A 16395-nucleotide genomic window follows, 5' to 3' on the forward strand; every position below is an offset into this window, starting at 1 on the left:
CGTTAACGTTAACTACAGCGATTCCCGCTGCCTCATTTGCCGAGGCGTCCGGGCGAGGTTTCAATGAGAACATGAAAAAACAGGAGAGGTTGAGATGATGGGAGTTCAGGTTTCTTTGCACCGGGCGCGGCTGCTGGCTTCGGTCGGAGCGGCGTTGGCGATCGGCATCGCACTGCCGGCTGAGGCCGAGCAGATCGCGGCAAATGCCGCCAGCCCGGCTCCCGCCCAGCAGGTCGCCGATCCTGCCGCACCGGCCGATCAAGCCGATGCGCCCAAGACCGGCGAAGACATTATCATCACCGGTTCGCGCATCACGGTGAGCGGCTTCACCGCGCCCACGCCGACCCAGGTGATCGGCGCCGCCGATCTCGCGAGGAACGCCGAGCCCAACGTCTTCACCACCATCGCCCAGCTTCCCTCGCTCCAGGGCTCGACCGGTACCTCGGTCAACGTCAACAGCACGTCGAGCGGTCTGCAGGGCCTTTCGTCCTTCTCGCTTCGCGGGCTTGGGCCGATCCGCACGCTGACGCTGCTCGACAGTCAGCGCGTCGTCGGCGCCAACGTAACCGGCGTGCCGGACATCAGCCTGTTTCCGCAGCTCCTGATCAAGCGCGTCGATGTGGTGACCGGCGGCGCCTCGGCCTCCTACGGCTCGGACGCAGTGGGCGGCGTGGTCAACTTCATCACCGACAAGAGGTTCGAGGGCTTCAAGGCCAATATCGCCGGCGGCATCACCAACTATGGCGACGACAAGCAATATCTCATCCAGGCTGCGGCCGGCCACAATTTCGGCGCGCTGCACGTCGAGGTGAGCGGCGAATATGATCATGAGGATGGCATTCCCTCGCCACGCTTCGGTGAGGCCGGCGCCAATGGTCGCCACTGGTATCGCACCACCACCTTCATCAACCGTGGCACTAGCGCCAGCGTTCTTAACGATGGTTCGCCGCAATTTCTCGTGCGCGATCACGCTCAGGCCTATCAATATACCAAATATGGCCTGATCAACGCCGGCCCGCTCCAGGGCACAGCCTTCGACGTGAACGGCAATCCGTTCACCTTCAACTATGGCGGCGGCACGCCGGCCAAGAACGCGGCCGGCACCGTGAACGGCTGCTATTCGGCCGGCGCCTTCTGCCTCGGCGGCGATCTGTCGGGCAATGTCGGCAACGGCACCACGCCCCAATCGGCGCTGAAGCGATGGGACGTCTATACCCGGGTCGGCTACGATCTCGACGACAACAACGAGATCTACGCGACCGTCAACATCGCCCGCGTAGACACGAGCAACACGCCGAATCCGGGCGCGAACAAGACGAACCTTGTCATTCAGTGCGGCACAACGAATGCGCTTGCGAACCCCTTTCTGCCAGCCTCGATCCAGCAAGCCTGCACCAATGCCAACATCACCAATTTCCAGTTCGGCACCTCAAACGGCGAGCTGCCGAAGGACATCACTGTCTATCCGAGCCGCAAGCAATACCGCTTCGTCCTTGGCGCCGCTGGCAAGCTAGACCTTGGAGGCGGAACCTGGACCTACGACATCTATGGTCAGCATGGAGAGAATATCACTGACATCCATGTCGAGAATATCACGCTCAATTCGCGCTACGCCGCGGCAGTCCAGGCAATCTCGCTTGGCGGCCAGATCGTCTGCGCGGATCCAGTTGCGCGCGCCAATGGCTGCGTTCCGCTCAATATCTTCGGTGGCGCGACGCCGAGTGCGGCAACGCTCGCCTATATCTCGCCGGCCAACGGCCCTTTCCAGCATACCCGCCAGACCCAGGATGTGGTGAGCGCCAACTTCAGCGGCTCGCCCCTCACGCTTCCGGCCGGTCCGCTCGCGGTGGCGTTTGGCGGAGAGTATCGCAAGGAATTCTACCACGTCACTGCTGATCCCTATGGGAATGGCGCGCTTCCCGAGACGCCGTACAACGCTGCATATCCCGCCGATCCGTTGCTCTCGACCAACGGGGCGAACTGGTATGCTGGCAACTATCATTCCGGGCGCGGCCGCTACTCGGTGTATGAAGGTTTCCTCGAGCTCAACGTGCCGCTGTTCAAGTCCGATACGGCTGGGCACGCGAACCTGAACGTCGCGGGCCGGGCAACGCACTACTCGACTTCCGGCACCGTCTACACCTGGAAGATCGGCGGTACTTGGGACACACCGTTCGACGGCATCCGCTTCCGCGCCGTTACGTCGCGGGACGTGCGTGCTCCCAACCTTTCGGAGCTGTTCGCGGCCCCGACGACGACGACGCAGCCCAACTTCACCAATCCTGATCCTAACCGGCCTTCCAACCAGCCCCAGACGCTGACCGTTTTCCAGAACACGATCGGCAACCCTGCGCTGAAGCCTGAGGTCGCGCACAATACCGAGGTAGGTGTCGTCCTGTCAGGGGCGTCCTGGTTGCCGGCGGGTTTCTCCGCTTCGGTCGATTATTATCATATCAAGATCGACGGGGTGATCTCCACGCTCGGTGCGCAGCAGGAGGTCAATCTGTGCTATCTGGGCGGTCTCACCCAGCTCTGCGGCGCAATCAATTTCTATCCGACCGATGGCTCGACGCCCTATGTCAACGTCCAGGCATTCAATCTCGCCTCGATCAAGACCGATGGCTTCGACATCGAGGTGGGTTACCGCAAGCGCGTGCTCGGCGGCACCCTCTCGCTCCGCGCGCTGGCGACTCATGTCAGCCATTTCATCACCGATCAGGGCATCCCCGGCACGATTCTGGTGGATACGGCGGGCGTGAACGCGGGCAATACGCCGCATTGGAAGCTGCTGGGTGTCGAGAGCTTTGAAACCGACAAGTTCAGCTTCAACCTGCAGGAACGCTGGTTCAGCAACGGCACCTACGCGAATACTTATGTCGTGTGTAGCGCCGGCACTTGCCCGACGGGGCGCAGCGCGGCCGACAACACCAATCATCCGACGATCGACACCAACCGGATGAAGGGCGCCTTCTATCTCGACATTGGCGGATCCTACAAACTGACGCCCAAGTTCTCGGCCTATTTCAAGATCGACAATGTGTTCGACAAGGCGCCTGAGCCATCGCCGCAGGGCAATACCGGCGTCGACGTCAACGCGGCGCTCTATGATCTGCTCGGCCGCTTCTACCGGGTCGGCGTCCGCTATAATTTCTAGGCGCGGGGCTGGCATATCGTGCCGGCTCAGCTCAATTGTTCTCCCTACTTCGTCCCGATCGCAAGGTCGGGACGCCTTTTTTCGCGTGGGATGCCGGTGCGGACCGGCTGCCAGAGGAGCGCCCGAATGATGAGCAGAATCGCCTTTGCCCTTGTGCTGCTGGCTGCTCCCGGCGTTGCCATTGCCGGACCATCGACCTTGCGGACCGCGCCGATCGATCCGCGCGCTGTCACCGTCGCCGGGCATGGCGATGGCCGTGCCGACGACAGCGCGGCACTGCAAAGCGCGATCGATGCCGCCGCAGCGAAGGGCGGCGGTGGCATCGTGTTCGTGCCGTCGGGCCGTTACCGGATCAGCCACACCATCTATGTCTGGCCCGGCGTCCGCGTATTCGGCGTCGGCGCCACACGACCGGTCATCACGCTCGGCGATGCCACACCCGGCTTCCAGCGCGGCATCGCCAATATGGTGATCTTTGCCGGCGCGAGGCGCGGCGAGCTGAAGCGCGTGCCGTTTCCGCCACCCGGCAGCGTGCCTTATGATCCGGCAATCGCCGATGCCAATCCCGGCACCTTCTACTCGGCGATGAGCAATATCGACTTCGCGATCGGCAAGGGCAATCCGGCCGCGACCGCAATCCGTTTCCACGCGGCGCAGCACGCTTATCTCAGCCATATCGACTTCGATCTGGGGTCGGCGCTGGCAGGGATTTACCAGGTCGCGAACATCGCCAGCGACCTGCACTTCCGGGGTGGCCGCTATGGTATCCTGGCCGAGAACACCTCGCCGATGTGGCAGTTCACCCTGCTCGATTCGAGCTTTGACGGGCAGCGCGACGCCGCGATCCGCGAGCATCAGGCGGGGCTGACGCTGGTCAACGTCGCCATGCGCAACGTGCCGGTCGGGATCGATATCGATCCAGGCTATGGCGACTGGCTATGGGGCAAGAATGTCCGCTTCGAGCATGTCGCCCGCGCCGGTATCCTGATCTCGAACGAAGCCAGCGCCTATACCCAGATCGGCTTCGAGAATGCGGTCGCCGGCGACACTCCGGTGTTCGCGCGCTTTCGTGACAGCGGGAAGACGGTGGCGGGGGCGGGTCGCGCCTATCGTGTCACCGCGTTCAACCATGGCCTTGCCATCGCCTCGCCGGGTTCGACGGGAAAGACTGCGACCGTGATGAACGCAGCACCTCTAGGAGCGCCGGCACCGCTCGCGCCACCTGCGCTTCCGCCGCTCCCAACGGCCGATCTGTGGACCAATGTCAGAACGCTTGGCGTCAAGGGCGACAATGCGAGCGACGATACCGCCGCGATCCAGGCCGCGATCGACCAGCACCGCATCCTGTATTTCCCGGCCGGCCGCTATGTCGTGAGCGATACCCTGCGCCTCAGGCCGGACACCATATTGATCGGCCTCCACCCGAGCCTCACCCAGATCGTCCTCCCTGATCATAGCGCTGGCTATCAGGGCGTGGGCGCACCCAAGGCACTGATCCAGTCAGCTGATGGCGGCGACGCGATCGTCTCGGGGTTGGGGATCGCCACCGGCGGCATCAATCCCCGCGCGACCGGCCTGTTATGGACTGCTGGCGCCGGTTCGCTGGTCGATGACGTGAAGTTCCAGGGCGGCCATGGCACTGATCTGGCGGACGGTACCCGCTTCGATCCCTATAACGCCAATCACAGCGGTGATCCCGATCCGAACAAGCGGTGGGATGCGCAATATCCCAGCCTCTGGGTGACGCGCGGCGGCGGCGGCACTTTCTCCGGCCTCTGGACCCCCAACACTTACGCCCAGGCCGGCATGTATATTTCGGACACCGATACGCCCGGCCATGTCTATGAGATGTCGAGCGAGCACCATGTCCGCACTGAGATGGCGCTCAATCGGGTCGCGCATTGGGAATTGCTCTCATTTCAGACCGAAGAGGAAGTGGGAGAGGGCCAGGACACCGTTTCACTCGACATCCGCGATTCGCACGACATCCTTGTCGCCAACTATCACGCCTATCGAGTCACCCGCTCGATCAAGCCCGCCGCCAGTGCTGTCCGGCTCTCCAACGTCGCTGACATCCGCTTCCGCAACGTGCACGTGAATGCCGAGAGCGGCATTGGCCTGTGCCAGGACGACACCTGCTTCACCTATCTGCGCGCCAGCAAATTCCCCTATGAAAATGCGATTGAGGACGTGACGCATGGCATCGCGGTGCGCGAGCGCGAATTCGCGACGCTCGACATTCCCGCAAATCCGGCACCCGTCGCGCCGTCGGTATACCCCGCTGGCGCCAAGGTCGAGAAGCTGGCTGACGGCTTCTATTCGATCTCGGGCGCGGCGGCTGCGCCCGACGGGACGCTCTACTTCGTCGATCACCATCAGCAGCGGATCTACGCCTGGTCGGAAGCGCGCAAATTGACCGTCGTACGCGACAGCCCGCTCGATCCGGTCAACCTAGCGGTGGCGCGTTCGGGCGATGTGCTGGTGCTGTCGTCGGATGGCCCCGCCGGCACCGTATACAGCTTCAAGCCTGGCGGGCCCGACGATGCGCTGACCGTCATCGCGCCAGGCGAGGCGGCCGTTGCACCGGATGCCCGGATCGCACTGCCGGTAAATTACTGGAACAATGGCGAATTCAAGGATCAGCTCGATCCGAAGAGCCTGCGCTTCACCACCCTGGCCGAGATGTTCGCGCGCGATGTCGCGCTGCCCAAGACGATGCACTATGTTTCTCCGGATGGTAGCTTGGTTCTGCCCGCCTATCGCGCCGTGCGGCAGGGGCCGCCCGATTTCCGGGGGTGGCGCTTCTCCGATTCCCTCGACACCTATGGCTTCGTGACGGCCAGCCCGGGTGAGCGGGTGTTCGTCAGCAATGAATCCGAGGATCGGACCTACAGCGCGGCAGTCGGCCAGCATGGTGAGCTCACCGATCTGCGCCCCTTTGCGGATCGCGGCGGCGAAAGCGTCACGGTCGGCGGCGACGGCAACATCTATATCGCAAACGGCCAGATCTACGTCTACGCGCCGAACGGCACGCAAATCGGCGCCATCAATGTGCCCGAGCGGCCGCTGCAAGTCGTGTTTGGTGGCAAAGGTAACCGAATGCTGTTCATCCTCACCCACCACGCATTATATGGTGTGGCGATGTAAATGGCTCGCTCCTCCCGGCTGACATAGCAGGTCATCTGGACCGCTTTTCTGTTCTGATGGCGTCTGAGCCCCAGCTGCATGATGCGGTTTTGTCACACCCGGCATCTTTACTTTGAGCATCCGTAATAACCCCGGATAGCGCTGGCGTCCGGACGGCGCGATACCTCGCCTCAGCTGTTTGGCGATCGATCACGTCCAACGGGGGGCGAGAGCGGGATTGTCATTGGCCGGTTCAAGAGCGTTCAGTGCGTCGAGGTTTTCCGGAGTCCCCTTCGAAGGAAACCGCTCGGCGCGACGGGCGCGGCATGGCGGTGTGATGTGAGAGCCTCATGCCGCCGTGCCGTTTCGTCCGGTGCGGGGTTTCAGAAGGCGGAGCTCTAGAGGTCGCAATTTTCAGACGTTTGCAGTCGCTGGTCCATCCCCCGAGCGATTAGCGAACCGGGCCGTGCTCCATCCCTCCGGAGCACGGCCCACCCATTTCCCTAACCGCAATAGCCCAGCGTCGTCAGCCGCGTCAGAGCGATCGCAACAACCGTACCGCGCGCGCGATCCAGGCCGGGTCGGCAACGATCTGCTGGCGGGCACCCGCACCGAGCGGCAGGATCTGGAGCCTGCCCTCTTCACGGCCGATCAGCCGGCCGAACAGGAAGCGACCCGCGGGACGCGGCACCAGCACATCGCGATTGAGCGCCTGGCCGAACTGTGCGGGCGCCAGCGTCTCACACCAGATTTCGTCTCCCGCCCGATAATCGCCGATTCCCGTTGCGATGGTCACGGCGATCAACCCCGGCTCAGGCAGCGGCGGCGCCACCGTGGCGGGTCGCTTCGGTGCCTGTGCTCCGCTCGAGTCAAGGATCGCCGCCACCGGAATCTCGACCCGCTCGGGCAGCCTGACAAGATCGGCCGCGGCAACGCCGAGTGCATCGGCGATGCGGTTGAGCCAGCCGACCGAAACCGTCCGCGTCCCCGTCTCGAGCCGGCCGATCGTCTGAGCGGTGGTCGGCGGTACGCAGCGGCGCGCGACATCGTCGAGAGTCAGGCCCTTGGCGCGGCGAACCTCGCGGATTGCGGTGATCATTACGCTCTCCTAACCATATCGGTGTTTTACCTCTGACATAAAACAGCCATTTTGGCAAGTCTGCGCCCGTTCATCTGCCGCCGTGGGTGTTCTTAGCCGAAGCGGTGACGACTGGGCTGGCGTTCGACCGATGCAGGGGTCATGATGCACTGGTTACCCGTGGGGAGCGGGAGGGAGCGAGCATGCCGATCAAGCGTCAGATGATGGTGCGCTGCGACGCGCTCGACCAGATTGCCGTCAACGAAACCTTGCTTGGTGAGCCCGGCGAAGGCGAGCTGCTGCTCGAGATCGAGGGCTTCGCGGTGACCGCGAACAACGTGACCTATGCTGTCGTCGGCGATCAGCTCGGCTACTGGAATTTCTTCCCCGCTCCGGAAAGCTGGGGGATCGTGCCAGTCTGGGGCCATGCCCGGGCGATCGCCTCGCGCGTGCCGGAGATCGCGGTCGGCGAGCGCGTCTATGGCTATCTGCCGATGGCATCGCACCTGATCGTCCGCCCCGGCGACATCGCCGCTGACGGTTTTCGCGACATGGCGCCGCACCGCCAGCCGATGAGCCGGATCTACAATCAATATCGCCGCCTCGCCGCTGATCCCGCGCACCATCCAGCGCGCGAAGCCGAGCGTGCCGTGTTCGCGCCGCTGTTCACGACGAGCTTCCTGATCGCCGATCAGCTCAAGCGGGAGAACTGGCACGGTGCCGACACGCTGATCCTGACGAGCGCTTCAAGCAAGACCGCACTTGCGGCCGCCTATGTCGTGCGCGCGGACAGCCCGACGACGCGCCGTATCGGACTGACGTCAGCCGCCAATGCCGCCTTCGTCACCGCGACTGGCCTGTATGACGAGGTCATCTCCTATGACGCGCTCGACCGGCTCGACCCATCAGGCAGCGCGGTCGTGGTCGATTTCGCCGGCGACGCGCAGGTGCTGAACGCGATCCACGCCGCCTTGCCGGGCCGCATCGCGCATATTCTCCGCGTCGGCGTCACACATCATGAGGACCGTGACGGCGCGATATCGCTCGATCCCAAACCGGTCTGGTTCTTCGCTCCCGACGCCGCGACGGCATTGATCCGCGCCATCGGCCCCGAAGCCTTCAACGCCGCGCTGGCGGAGCGCTGGGGCGGCTTCGTCGCCGAGGCGGCAAACTGGATCACGATCGAACGGTCCGATGGCGCCGAGGCGCTGCAGCGCGTCTGGCGTGATCAGCTCGCTGGCCGCGCTTCCCCCGACAAGGGCTATATCGTCCGGCTCTGAGCCGGCGCGATCCGGCCATAAGCCCAGCCGATCCCGATCAGCGCAAGGCCAAGTCCGAGGAAGGAGAGGATGCGCAAAATCCCCTCGAGTGCCGCTGCGTCGATCAGGAAGACCTTGAGCGTCACGGCGGTGAGCAGCGCCAGCCCGGCGATACGCAAATCGCCCAGCCCCGTCCTGATCCCGTGCCCGAGCCAGACCAGAGCCAGGCCGAGCAACGCGGCCGAATAGAGCCAGTTCTCGGTTCGCCCGATATAGCCGTTCAGGAACGTCCCGTGCATCGACTGGCGCACGGTGACGGCAACCGCGATCAGCACCAGCGCCAGCATCCCCTCGCGCCAATAGCGATCATCGCGCCTCGGCCAGAGCCATGCGGCGGCAAAAGCTGCGTGGAGCGTGGCGAGGTTGAGCAAGGGCAGTCCGCCGACTGCCTGACGGACCAGTACCGGATCGAGGATCAGGAGATCGAACCAGATGAATCGGCCAAGCGCGAGGATCAGCAGGGCAAGGCCTAGCCTGGGCCAACGTTTCGCCGTCGCCCACGCACCGGCAAAGACGATCTGCGTGATCGCCGCGCGTTCGAAGAAACCGAGCGTCTCGAACCGATCTGTCGTGCTTATCGCAAGGAGCGCCTTGGCCAAGGCGTAGAGGGTGGTCGCGCCGACGCAGCCGAGGATGATCGTCACGCGCGTCCGCCATGGTCCGGGCAGTGCCTGGCGGTGCCACAATGCCGTTCCAATCATCGCGGCAGGGAGGGTAAGCTCGCGCAGGATCGTCCATAAAGGCGGCAGGTCGAGATAGGGCAGGCGGTTGCCGACAAGCGAACTGCCGGCAAGCACCAGCAACTGGAACAGGAGCGGCAGCGTGAACGCCAAGGTGGTCAGCCCCGCGGCAATCGCCGCAATCCGGCGCGACGGCGCGATCAGGATCACCGCGGCGGTTGCAAGCCCGAGCCCCGTACTGTGCCAGGGCGCCGGTAGCACAGCGGGAATGAAGGCGAGGCCAAGCGCGAACGCCGCCCAGCCGAGTATGATGCGGGGCATCCCTGGCATCAGCAGCCATCCGGTCGCAGCGATCAGCAGCGTGGGCAGCAGGCCGATTGCGGCGAGATCGGCGAGGGGTGGCGTCGCCGCGTCGGTGGCGATGCTCGCGGCATAGGCGTCGAGCTGCTCGAAGCCGATCATCATCGCGAGTCCGGTGACGACGATCGCCGCAAAGCTCAGCCAGCCCAACCCGACATCACGCGTCCGCCGCGACCAGGCAGCCAGCCCGACCGCGAGCAACAGCCAGGCCGGCCATCGCCATGGCTCCGGGATCACCTCGGCCTGGGCAAGTCCGGCCAGCAGCGCCGCCATCGCCGCGCCGCCGGTAAGGCCGATAACGGGTAGGAGTATGTCGCTCCCGGCTTCGCGGTCCCGCCAGCTTAGTGACCCGGCAGCACACGCTGCGAGGGCGAGCAGTCCCGCCCATGCCGATGCCGGCAGCAGCACATGCGCGAGCGCTAATGCGACAATGATCGGCCCAGCGCTCGCGCCCAAGGCGATCCCTGCCCAGAGCAGGCTCCGGCGTGCCAGCAGATGGCCCGCTATGCCGAACAACACGGTGATCGCGATGGCGGCTAGCGGCGCATTCACCAGCTCGTGCTGGTCAAGTGCGACCGCGAGCAACGCAAGCACCAGAGCCAGTGCCGCCCCGGCACCCGGGGCGAGCGCCTCGTCGCGCCAGCCGAGAAAGAGCGCGGCGGCACTCAGCACCAGATAAAGGCCCCAGGCGAGCGGCCCGAACTCGAGTGCTGGCGCCAGCACCATCAGCTGGACCAGCCCTGCGACCAGCGGCAACAGCCGCAGCCATGGCCGCGCCGCCCCGGTGCTCGGCAGCGCCAGAGTCGCGCCGATCGCGAGCAGCAGGACGAACCCGCCAACCCCCGCAAGCGCATCGCGATCGACCATGAAGAGCAGGATATTCACCCAGACGAACCCGCCGCCGCACGCGGCCAGCGCGAGCCACCACCAGCCGCGCCGGATCGCGAGCCCGAACAGCGCTGCGACAAGCAGCGCGAGATAGACCAGCAATGGCCCGATATTGGCGGCATCGACGCCGGCGATAAGCGGCGCGACAAAGCCGCCGACCAGCCCCATGATCGCGGTGGGCGGGCCGTGGCGCAGCGCCAGGCCCAGCCCCGCCAGCGTCACCGCCACCACTGCCGCAAAGGCGGTTCCAGCGCTGATCAGGTGATAGATCTCCGCCCCGACATAGAGCGTTCCGTACAGGCTCGCGATCCCAGCCCCGGCCAGCGCCTGGCCGATCCGCGGATCGTCGCGCGTCGCCGGCAAACGCCGCGCTACTTCGCTCGCGGCAACCATCGCGATCCCGAACAGGCCGCCGATGATGGTCCGCGCCGCGGGCCCGAGCAGCCCGTTCTCGATTGAATAACGCACCAGGAAAAAGGCAGCGAGCACCAGCGCCGCCCCGCCAATCCAGATCGGCAGCTTGCCCCCCGCCAAGGTCTCGAAGCCGATCCGCATCGGCTCGCGGACCGGACGCGCCGGTGTGTCGGATGAGGGCATTTCGGGGTCGGCAGCTGCCTCCACCACGGGCGTCGGCGTTTCTGGTTCCGGCTCCTGGATGGCCGGCGGCGCCATAGCGGCAAGCGCCCGCTCGCGGATGACCGCCGCGGCCTGCCGTTGCGCTTCCTCCCTGCGTTCTTCGGCTTCAACCTCTTCAGCGCTTGGTTCTGGTGGCGCCGCTGGTTCCGGCTCGAGCGCGGTCACCCGGCGATGAAGATCGCGCAGGACCTGTTCTTGTCTGGCCAGTCGACCCGACAGGTGGTGCACCAGCACGCAGAGTACGATCACGCCAATGAACAGAATGAATGTCACGCGCGCTCCCCTTCGCTGGCATCCCGTGTGCCACACCCCCGGAGCGATGTCGCCTCCACCCGCCTCAGCGGCAATATCAGGCGGCCGCGAGATCCGCGCAGGGGTGACGAAGCCGCCATCCCTGCGGTACAAGCGCCGCCATGCGCTTCGACTTCATCAAATGCCACGGCTCCGGCAATGACTTCCCGCTGATCGACGCCCGCGCGCTCGATCTCGACGACGCCACTTGGGCAGGAGTCGCGCGGGCGCTGGCGGACAGGCGCGGGCCGGTTGGCGGCGACGGGCTGCTGCTGCTGACGGCTGGCGACAAGATCCACCCCTTCGGCATGCGGATGTTCAATGCCGACGGCGGCGAGGCGGAGACCTGCCTCAATGGCCTGCGCTGCGTCGCGCGGCTGGGCTTCGAGGCGCTTGGGCTCGATCGTGCCAATGTCCACCTCAAGACGTCGAGCGCCGAGGTAGCGCGCGATGCCGCGATCGCGCCCGGCGTGGTCACGATCCGGGAGACTGCCGGCCCGGCCGATCTCGATGTGACCCATTGGCCGCTGCTCGCTGATGCCGGTCGCGTCGGCGCACACGAATATGTGCAGGCACTGGTGCCCCCGCTCCCTAGCAAGCGGCGCTTCACTGCCGTGGCGATGCCGAACCCGCATCTGGTGAGCTTCGTCGACACCATCGACGAGGCCGAGCTGGTCGCGATCGGAGAGATTTGCGAAGCCGCACCCGCCTGGCTTCCAAATCGCGCCAACATCTCGTTCGTTGAATTGCGCGGCCCCACCGCCCTGTTCGTGCGAACCTTCGAGCGCGGCGTCGGCCTCACCGACAGTTGCGGCAGCGCAATGGCCGCCTCGGTCTTCGCCGCATGCCTCACCGGCGGCACTGAATTCGGCGAGGAACTTACGGTGTTCAACCGAGGCGGCCTTGTCCGTGGCCAGGCCGAAAGCGACGGCATGGTCAGCCTCTCGGGCAACGCGACCTTCGAATGGGAAGGTTCAGCCGAAGTCGATCCAGCGCGCAGCCTCGCCGGGGAGCTGACGGTCGATCGCCATCTCGACGCCGAGATCGCAGCCTGGGCCGCAGTCGTCGAAACGATCGACTGAGCCCCGGCAAACGACGATGAAGCGAACCTATACTGCGCGGCGGCCGCTCACCAGGTTCACGACGACGACGATCAGGGCGATCACCAACAGCAGGTGAATCAGTCCGCCTGCGACGTGGAAGCCGAAGCCGAGCGCCCAGAGGATCAGCAGGATTACGGCGATTGTCCAAAGCATCTTATCTCTCCAAACAGGATTTCAGGACCGCCCGCGCCCTCATTCAGCTGCGTAACGAAACGTCCGTTTATTCGGCGGGTTCCGTCGGTGGCGATGAGCAGCGGCGCCTGTGGCTGGGGTCTTGCCGGCGGCACGGAGAGAAACCTGTACCTAAGCCAACAATCGCGTTCAGGAACGATACGTCAGCGTAATCGTATCTCCGGTCATCGCCCGATCTCCGGGCAAGGAGAGAATGCCATGAAGATTCGCAATATTCTCGCCGCGGCGGGTCTCGCGGTTGCAGCGCTTGGCGCGAGCAGCAGCGCCACCGCACAGAATTACAATGGCGACCGCCATTATGATCGCGATCATCGCGATGACCGCCGTGATGACCGTCGCGACGAGCGCCGGGATGATCGTCGTTATGATCGCTACGATCGCGGCCGTCATTATGGCTATGAGCGTGGCCATCATTATGGCTGGGACCGCCATCACCAGCGTTGCTGGGTCGAGTGGCGTCATCATCACCGCGTCCGCGTCTGCCGCTGACCTGTCGGCGGGGCGGCGACAATCGCCGCCCCGTTCCCCGGGGCAGCCGCTTTACGGCAAAATGGCCCCGGGTTTTTTCCGAATTGATCTTGCAACGATCCCGGATACGGGTCGTTCTGCGTACGTAACATATCTCCGGAGAGCCTCATGAAACGTATCACCAATATCGCCGTCCTTGTCGCCACCAGCTGCCTCGCGGTCGCGACCCCCGTCGTCGCCCAGACGGCGCAGGACGACGCGCGTTTCCAGCAGGCCCAGCAGCGGTTCGACAACGAGCTTCGGGTCTTCCGCCAGGAGTTCGATCGCTATCAGGCTGCGCGCGCCAACAACCCGCGCGGTGGCTATCGTGGCGGTTATGACGATCCTCGGGGCGGTTATAATGATTCCCGCGGCGGCTATGATGATGATCGGGTCGAGAGTGGCTATGATCCTTCGCGCTATTATCGCGCCGGTCCGAACTATCAGGAGCGCGTGCTGAGCGCCGACGAGCGCGTCTATCGCGGCAATGACGGACGCTATTATTGCAAACGCAATGACGGCACGACCGGCTTGGTCGTCGGTGCGGTGGCGGGCGGCGTGCTCGGCAATGTCATCGATGGCGGCCATTCGCGGAGTGTCGGCACCATTCTCGGCGCCATCCTCGGCGGTGCCGCCGGCCGATCGATCGACAAGAACAACAGCGAAGTCCACTGCCGCTGAAGCGGTTCCGGGCGCCGCGTGAGCCGCGGCGCCCGCTATTCCAGTGCCGATTTGGCTCTGCAAATTCCTGGATAAGTGCCGATATGGTTCATGCCGTCCGACCCGGGCATGACTTACACGAAACGCGGGATCGGGCGCGGATGTGGCGTCATCCGGTCCGACAGGTCGAAATCGACTTCATCGACATAGCACCAGCCCCAGCCCTCGGGCGGATCATAGCCTTCGATGATCGGGTGGCTGGTCGCATGATAATGTTTGGTCGCGTGGCGATTGGGAGAATCGTCGCAACAACCGACATGGCCGCAGGTCCGGCAGAGCCTGAGGTGGACCCACCAGCTGCCGGTCTTGAGGCATTCCTCACAGCCATCGGCGCTCGGCGTCACGTCCTTGATGTCGCGCTGGTGCGGGCAGGTATCCGTCATCATTTGATTCCCGTTCTGACGCCGTATCATTGCGCAGGGCAGGGCCCCGGGGCAATGCGCTCGTGACATCCCATGGAGAAGCTGCCCGGTGGTTCCCCGAATTCTGATCGACACCGCAGCGGTGCCCGATGGCGGGGAGCTTCGCCTGTTCCGGCGCGGTGACGAGTTCTCGATCATGCTCGGCGCCAACGAACTGATGAACAGCCGGCTGAGCGGGTCGGAAGAGGCACTGGCCGGGCTTGCCTGTGATCGCCTGGCTGGCACGGTGAGGCCGCATTTCCTCATCGGTGGACTCGGCATGGGCTTTACGCTGCGCGCCGCATTGGCCCGGCTCGGGCCGGAAGCGGCGGTGACGGTGGCCGAACTGGTGCCTGCTGTGATCGCCTGGGGGCGTGGGCCGATGGCGGAGATTTTCGCCGGCTGCCTCGACGATCAGCGCGTCCGCATCGCTGCGGACGATGTCGCCGGCCTGATATGGGCAGGGGCCGCTGCTTATGATGCGGTCCTGCTGGACGTCGACAATGGTCCGGACGGGTTGAGCCGGGAAAGCAATGGGCGGCTCTACAGCGCGAATGGCCTCGCTGCGGCACGTCGCGCGTTACGGCCCGGCGGTGTGCTCGCGATCTGGTCGGCGGCGCCCGACCGCGCATTCACACGGCGGCTCGGCGAAGCCGGATACTCAGTCGAGGAGGTCGTCGCCCGAGGCCGCGCCGGCGGCCGCGGCGCGCGTCATGTGATCTGGCTGGCCACGAAGCCATCATAGGGGCCCGGCAGAGAGCCCCTCACTCGTTCGCGGTGACCTCGCTGCCATCCTCGTTCGTGGCGGGAACCGGCGGAGTCGGTTCGGCGGCAAAGCCACTCGCGACTGCGTCGAGCCGGGAGACCAGGTCGAGGGCAAACGGGCTGCTGGAGCTGACCGAGAGTAACGCGCCCCGCGTCGCAGCCCCGGTCGGGGGAAAGGCCAGCAATGCTGTCATCGCGAAAGGAACCGCTGCAGCGGTCAGCAGGACAGTGCCGAAGAGCCGCGTCGGCGAGAGGCGGCGGCGTGGCGGCGGGCGAAAGCGCGGTGGCGGAGCGCTGCGGAGCTGCGCGGTCTCCGGGCCAAGGACGCGCAGGCGGTCATACCTTGCCCGGCTGTCAGGCTTGCCGAGCACGGCGAAAGCCTCGTTGATTTCGCGGGCGCGCGCGCCGGACGGGTCGCCCGGGTTGGTGTCGGGGTGGTGTTTGCGCAGCAACGCCTTCCAGGCGGCGTGGATAACGACATCGTCCGCCGAAGGGTTCAGGCCGAGAACGGCATAATGATCGATACCGCCATACATGCGCGTTTACTGCACTCGAAACGGCCGGAAATCAAAACCGTACGCGGCCGTCCGCGTCGGCTTCTCCAATGGGGTTCGAAAATGCGACCGTTTCTGCTCCGAAACGGAATTGACTCGCGCGTGCGGCGGGGTGACATAGTTGCCTGAGGGGAGACGGTGCGATGGCGACAGGAATCGTAAAATGGTTCAACGATTCAAAGGGCTTCGGCTTCATCACGCCTGATGATGGCGGGGAGGATCTGTTCGCTCACTTCTCTGCGATCCAGATGAACGGCTTCAAAACGCTGCAAGAGGGGCAGCGCGTGGCGTTCGAAGTCACCGAGGGTCCCAAGGGCAAACAGGCCTCAAACATCCAGGCACCCGAAGACTGATAAAGCTTCGCGGGCGGGTGAATTACGCTCCCGCGCCGACTGCAACCGCGCTCGCTCGGTCCGCCGTTCCGCTGGTAGCCGCGGCGGTGCAAAAGCGTGATCAATCGGCACCATTGCGCCCGGCAGGGCGCGGTGTCTGGACCACCCCATGGCAGGGCGTCTTCGGACCATATTGGTTGCGCGCTGCCCGCAACGATCAGGACAGCACAGAAAAGGACCAAAGCTGTTGCGCTTGAGCAACAGCTGCAAGAATTTGTTCGCTTGCGCG

At 64.8% G+C, this 16395-nt stretch carries 13 protein-coding genes; 8 read left to right on the top strand and 5 right to left on the bottom strand.

Annotated elements, in window-relative coordinates:
* The first annotated feature begins 97 nt into the window (after nt 1-97).
* Entirely contained in the window at nt 98-3154 is a 3057-nt protein-coding gene (locus tag AC1DVS_RS04280) for a TonB-dependent receptor plug domain-containing protein (RefSeq protein ID WP_478021255.1), read from the top strand.
* A gap of 126 nt (nt 3155-3280) precedes the next feature.
* Entirely contained in the window at nt 3281-6301 is a 3021-nt protein-coding gene (locus tag AC1DVS_RS04285; protein WP_478020544.1) for a glycosyl hydrolase family 28-related protein, read from the top strand.
* A gap of 514 nt (nt 6302-6815) precedes the next feature.
* Here AC1DVS_RS04285 and AC1DVS_RS04290 read toward each other — a convergent pair.
* Nucleotides 6816-7379, bottom strand: coding sequence for a helix-turn-helix domain-containing protein (locus AC1DVS_RS04290; RefSeq protein WP_478020546.1), 564 nt, complete (start codon nt 7377-7379; stop codon nt 6816-6818).
* A 182-nt stretch (nt 7380-7561) separates the two neighbouring features.
* Here AC1DVS_RS04290 and AC1DVS_RS04295 point away from each other — a divergent pair, with 182 nt between their 5' ends.
* Nucleotides 7562-8638 carry a DUF2855 family protein gene (locus AC1DVS_RS04295; protein WP_478020548.1) on the top strand — a complete coding sequence of 359 codons (1077 nt, stop codon included), beginning with the start codon at nt 7562-7564 and terminating at the stop codon, nt 8636-8638.
* On the opposite strand, the gene AC1DVS_RS04300 is transcribed toward AC1DVS_RS04295, so the two are convergent.
* Entirely contained in the window at nt 8620-11514 is a 2895-nt protein-coding gene (locus tag AC1DVS_RS04300; RefSeq protein ID WP_478020550.1) for a DUF2339 domain-containing protein, read from the bottom strand. The two genes, AC1DVS_RS04295 and AC1DVS_RS04300, sit on opposite strands and share 19 nt — an antisense overlap.
* Before the next feature lie 140 nt (nt 11515-11654).
* On the opposite strand from AC1DVS_RS04300, the gene dapF reads away from it, so the two are divergent.
* The gene (dapF, locus tag AC1DVS_RS04305; RefSeq protein WP_478020551.1) at nt 11655-12614 is read left to right on the top strand and encodes a diaminopimelate epimerase; all 960 of its coding nucleotides are present in this window, start codon (nt 11655-11657) and stop codon (nt 12612-12614) included.
* A gap of 27 nt (nt 12615-12641) precedes the next feature.
* On the opposite strand, the gene AC1DVS_RS04310 is transcribed toward dapF, so the two are convergent.
* Nucleotides 12642-12788: a lmo0937 family membrane protein gene (locus AC1DVS_RS04310; RefSeq protein WP_478020553.1), complete on the bottom strand. Its 147-nt coding sequence runs from the start codon at nt 12786-12788 to the stop codon at nt 12642-12644.
* A 237-nt stretch (nt 12789-13025) separates the two neighbouring features.
* On the opposite strand from AC1DVS_RS04310, the gene AC1DVS_RS04315 reads away from it, so the two are divergent.
* Nucleotides 13026-13316, top strand: coding sequence for a hypothetical protein (locus AC1DVS_RS04315; RefSeq protein ID WP_478020555.1), 291 nt, complete (start codon nt 13026-13028; stop codon nt 13314-13316).
* A gap of 147 nt (nt 13317-13463) precedes the next feature.
* Nucleotides 13464-14015, top strand: coding sequence for a glycine zipper 2TM domain-containing protein (locus tag AC1DVS_RS04320; RefSeq protein WP_478020557.1), 552 nt, complete (start codon nt 13464-13466; stop codon nt 14013-14015).
* 113 nt (nt 14016-14128) lie between these two features.
* Here AC1DVS_RS04320 and AC1DVS_RS04325 read toward each other — a convergent pair whose 3' ends face one another.
* Nucleotides 14129-14437: a UBP-type zinc finger domain-containing protein gene (locus AC1DVS_RS04325; RefSeq protein ID WP_478020559.1), complete on the bottom strand. Its 309-nt coding sequence runs from the start codon at nt 14435-14437 to the stop codon at nt 14129-14131.
* 88 nt (nt 14438-14525) lie between these two features.
* Here AC1DVS_RS04325 and AC1DVS_RS04330 point away from each other — a divergent pair, with 88 nt between their 5' ends.
* Nucleotides 14526-15200 (top strand): polyamine aminopropyltransferase, encoded by a 675-nt coding sequence (locus AC1DVS_RS04330; RefSeq protein WP_478020561.1) that lies wholly within the window; start codon nt 14526-14528, stop codon nt 15198-15200.
* A 19-nt stretch (nt 15201-15219) separates the two neighbouring features.
* Here AC1DVS_RS04330 and AC1DVS_RS04335 read toward each other — a convergent pair whose 3' ends face one another.
* Complete coding sequence (locus tag AC1DVS_RS04335) at nt 15220-15756, bottom strand: J domain-containing protein (protein WP_478020563.1); 537 nt, start codon at nt 15754-15756, stop codon at nt 15220-15222.
* 161 nt (nt 15757-15917) lie between these two features.
* Here AC1DVS_RS04335 and AC1DVS_RS04340 point away from each other — a divergent pair, with 161 nt between their 5' ends.
* Nucleotides 15918-16127, top strand: a complete 210-nt coding sequence (locus AC1DVS_RS04340) for a cold-shock protein (protein ID WP_478020564.1) — start codon at nt 15918-15920, stop codon at nt 16125-16127.
* Nucleotides 16128-16395 lie beyond the last annotated feature (268 nt).

The organism is Sphingomonas sp. P3_C5 (assembly GCF_056402635.1).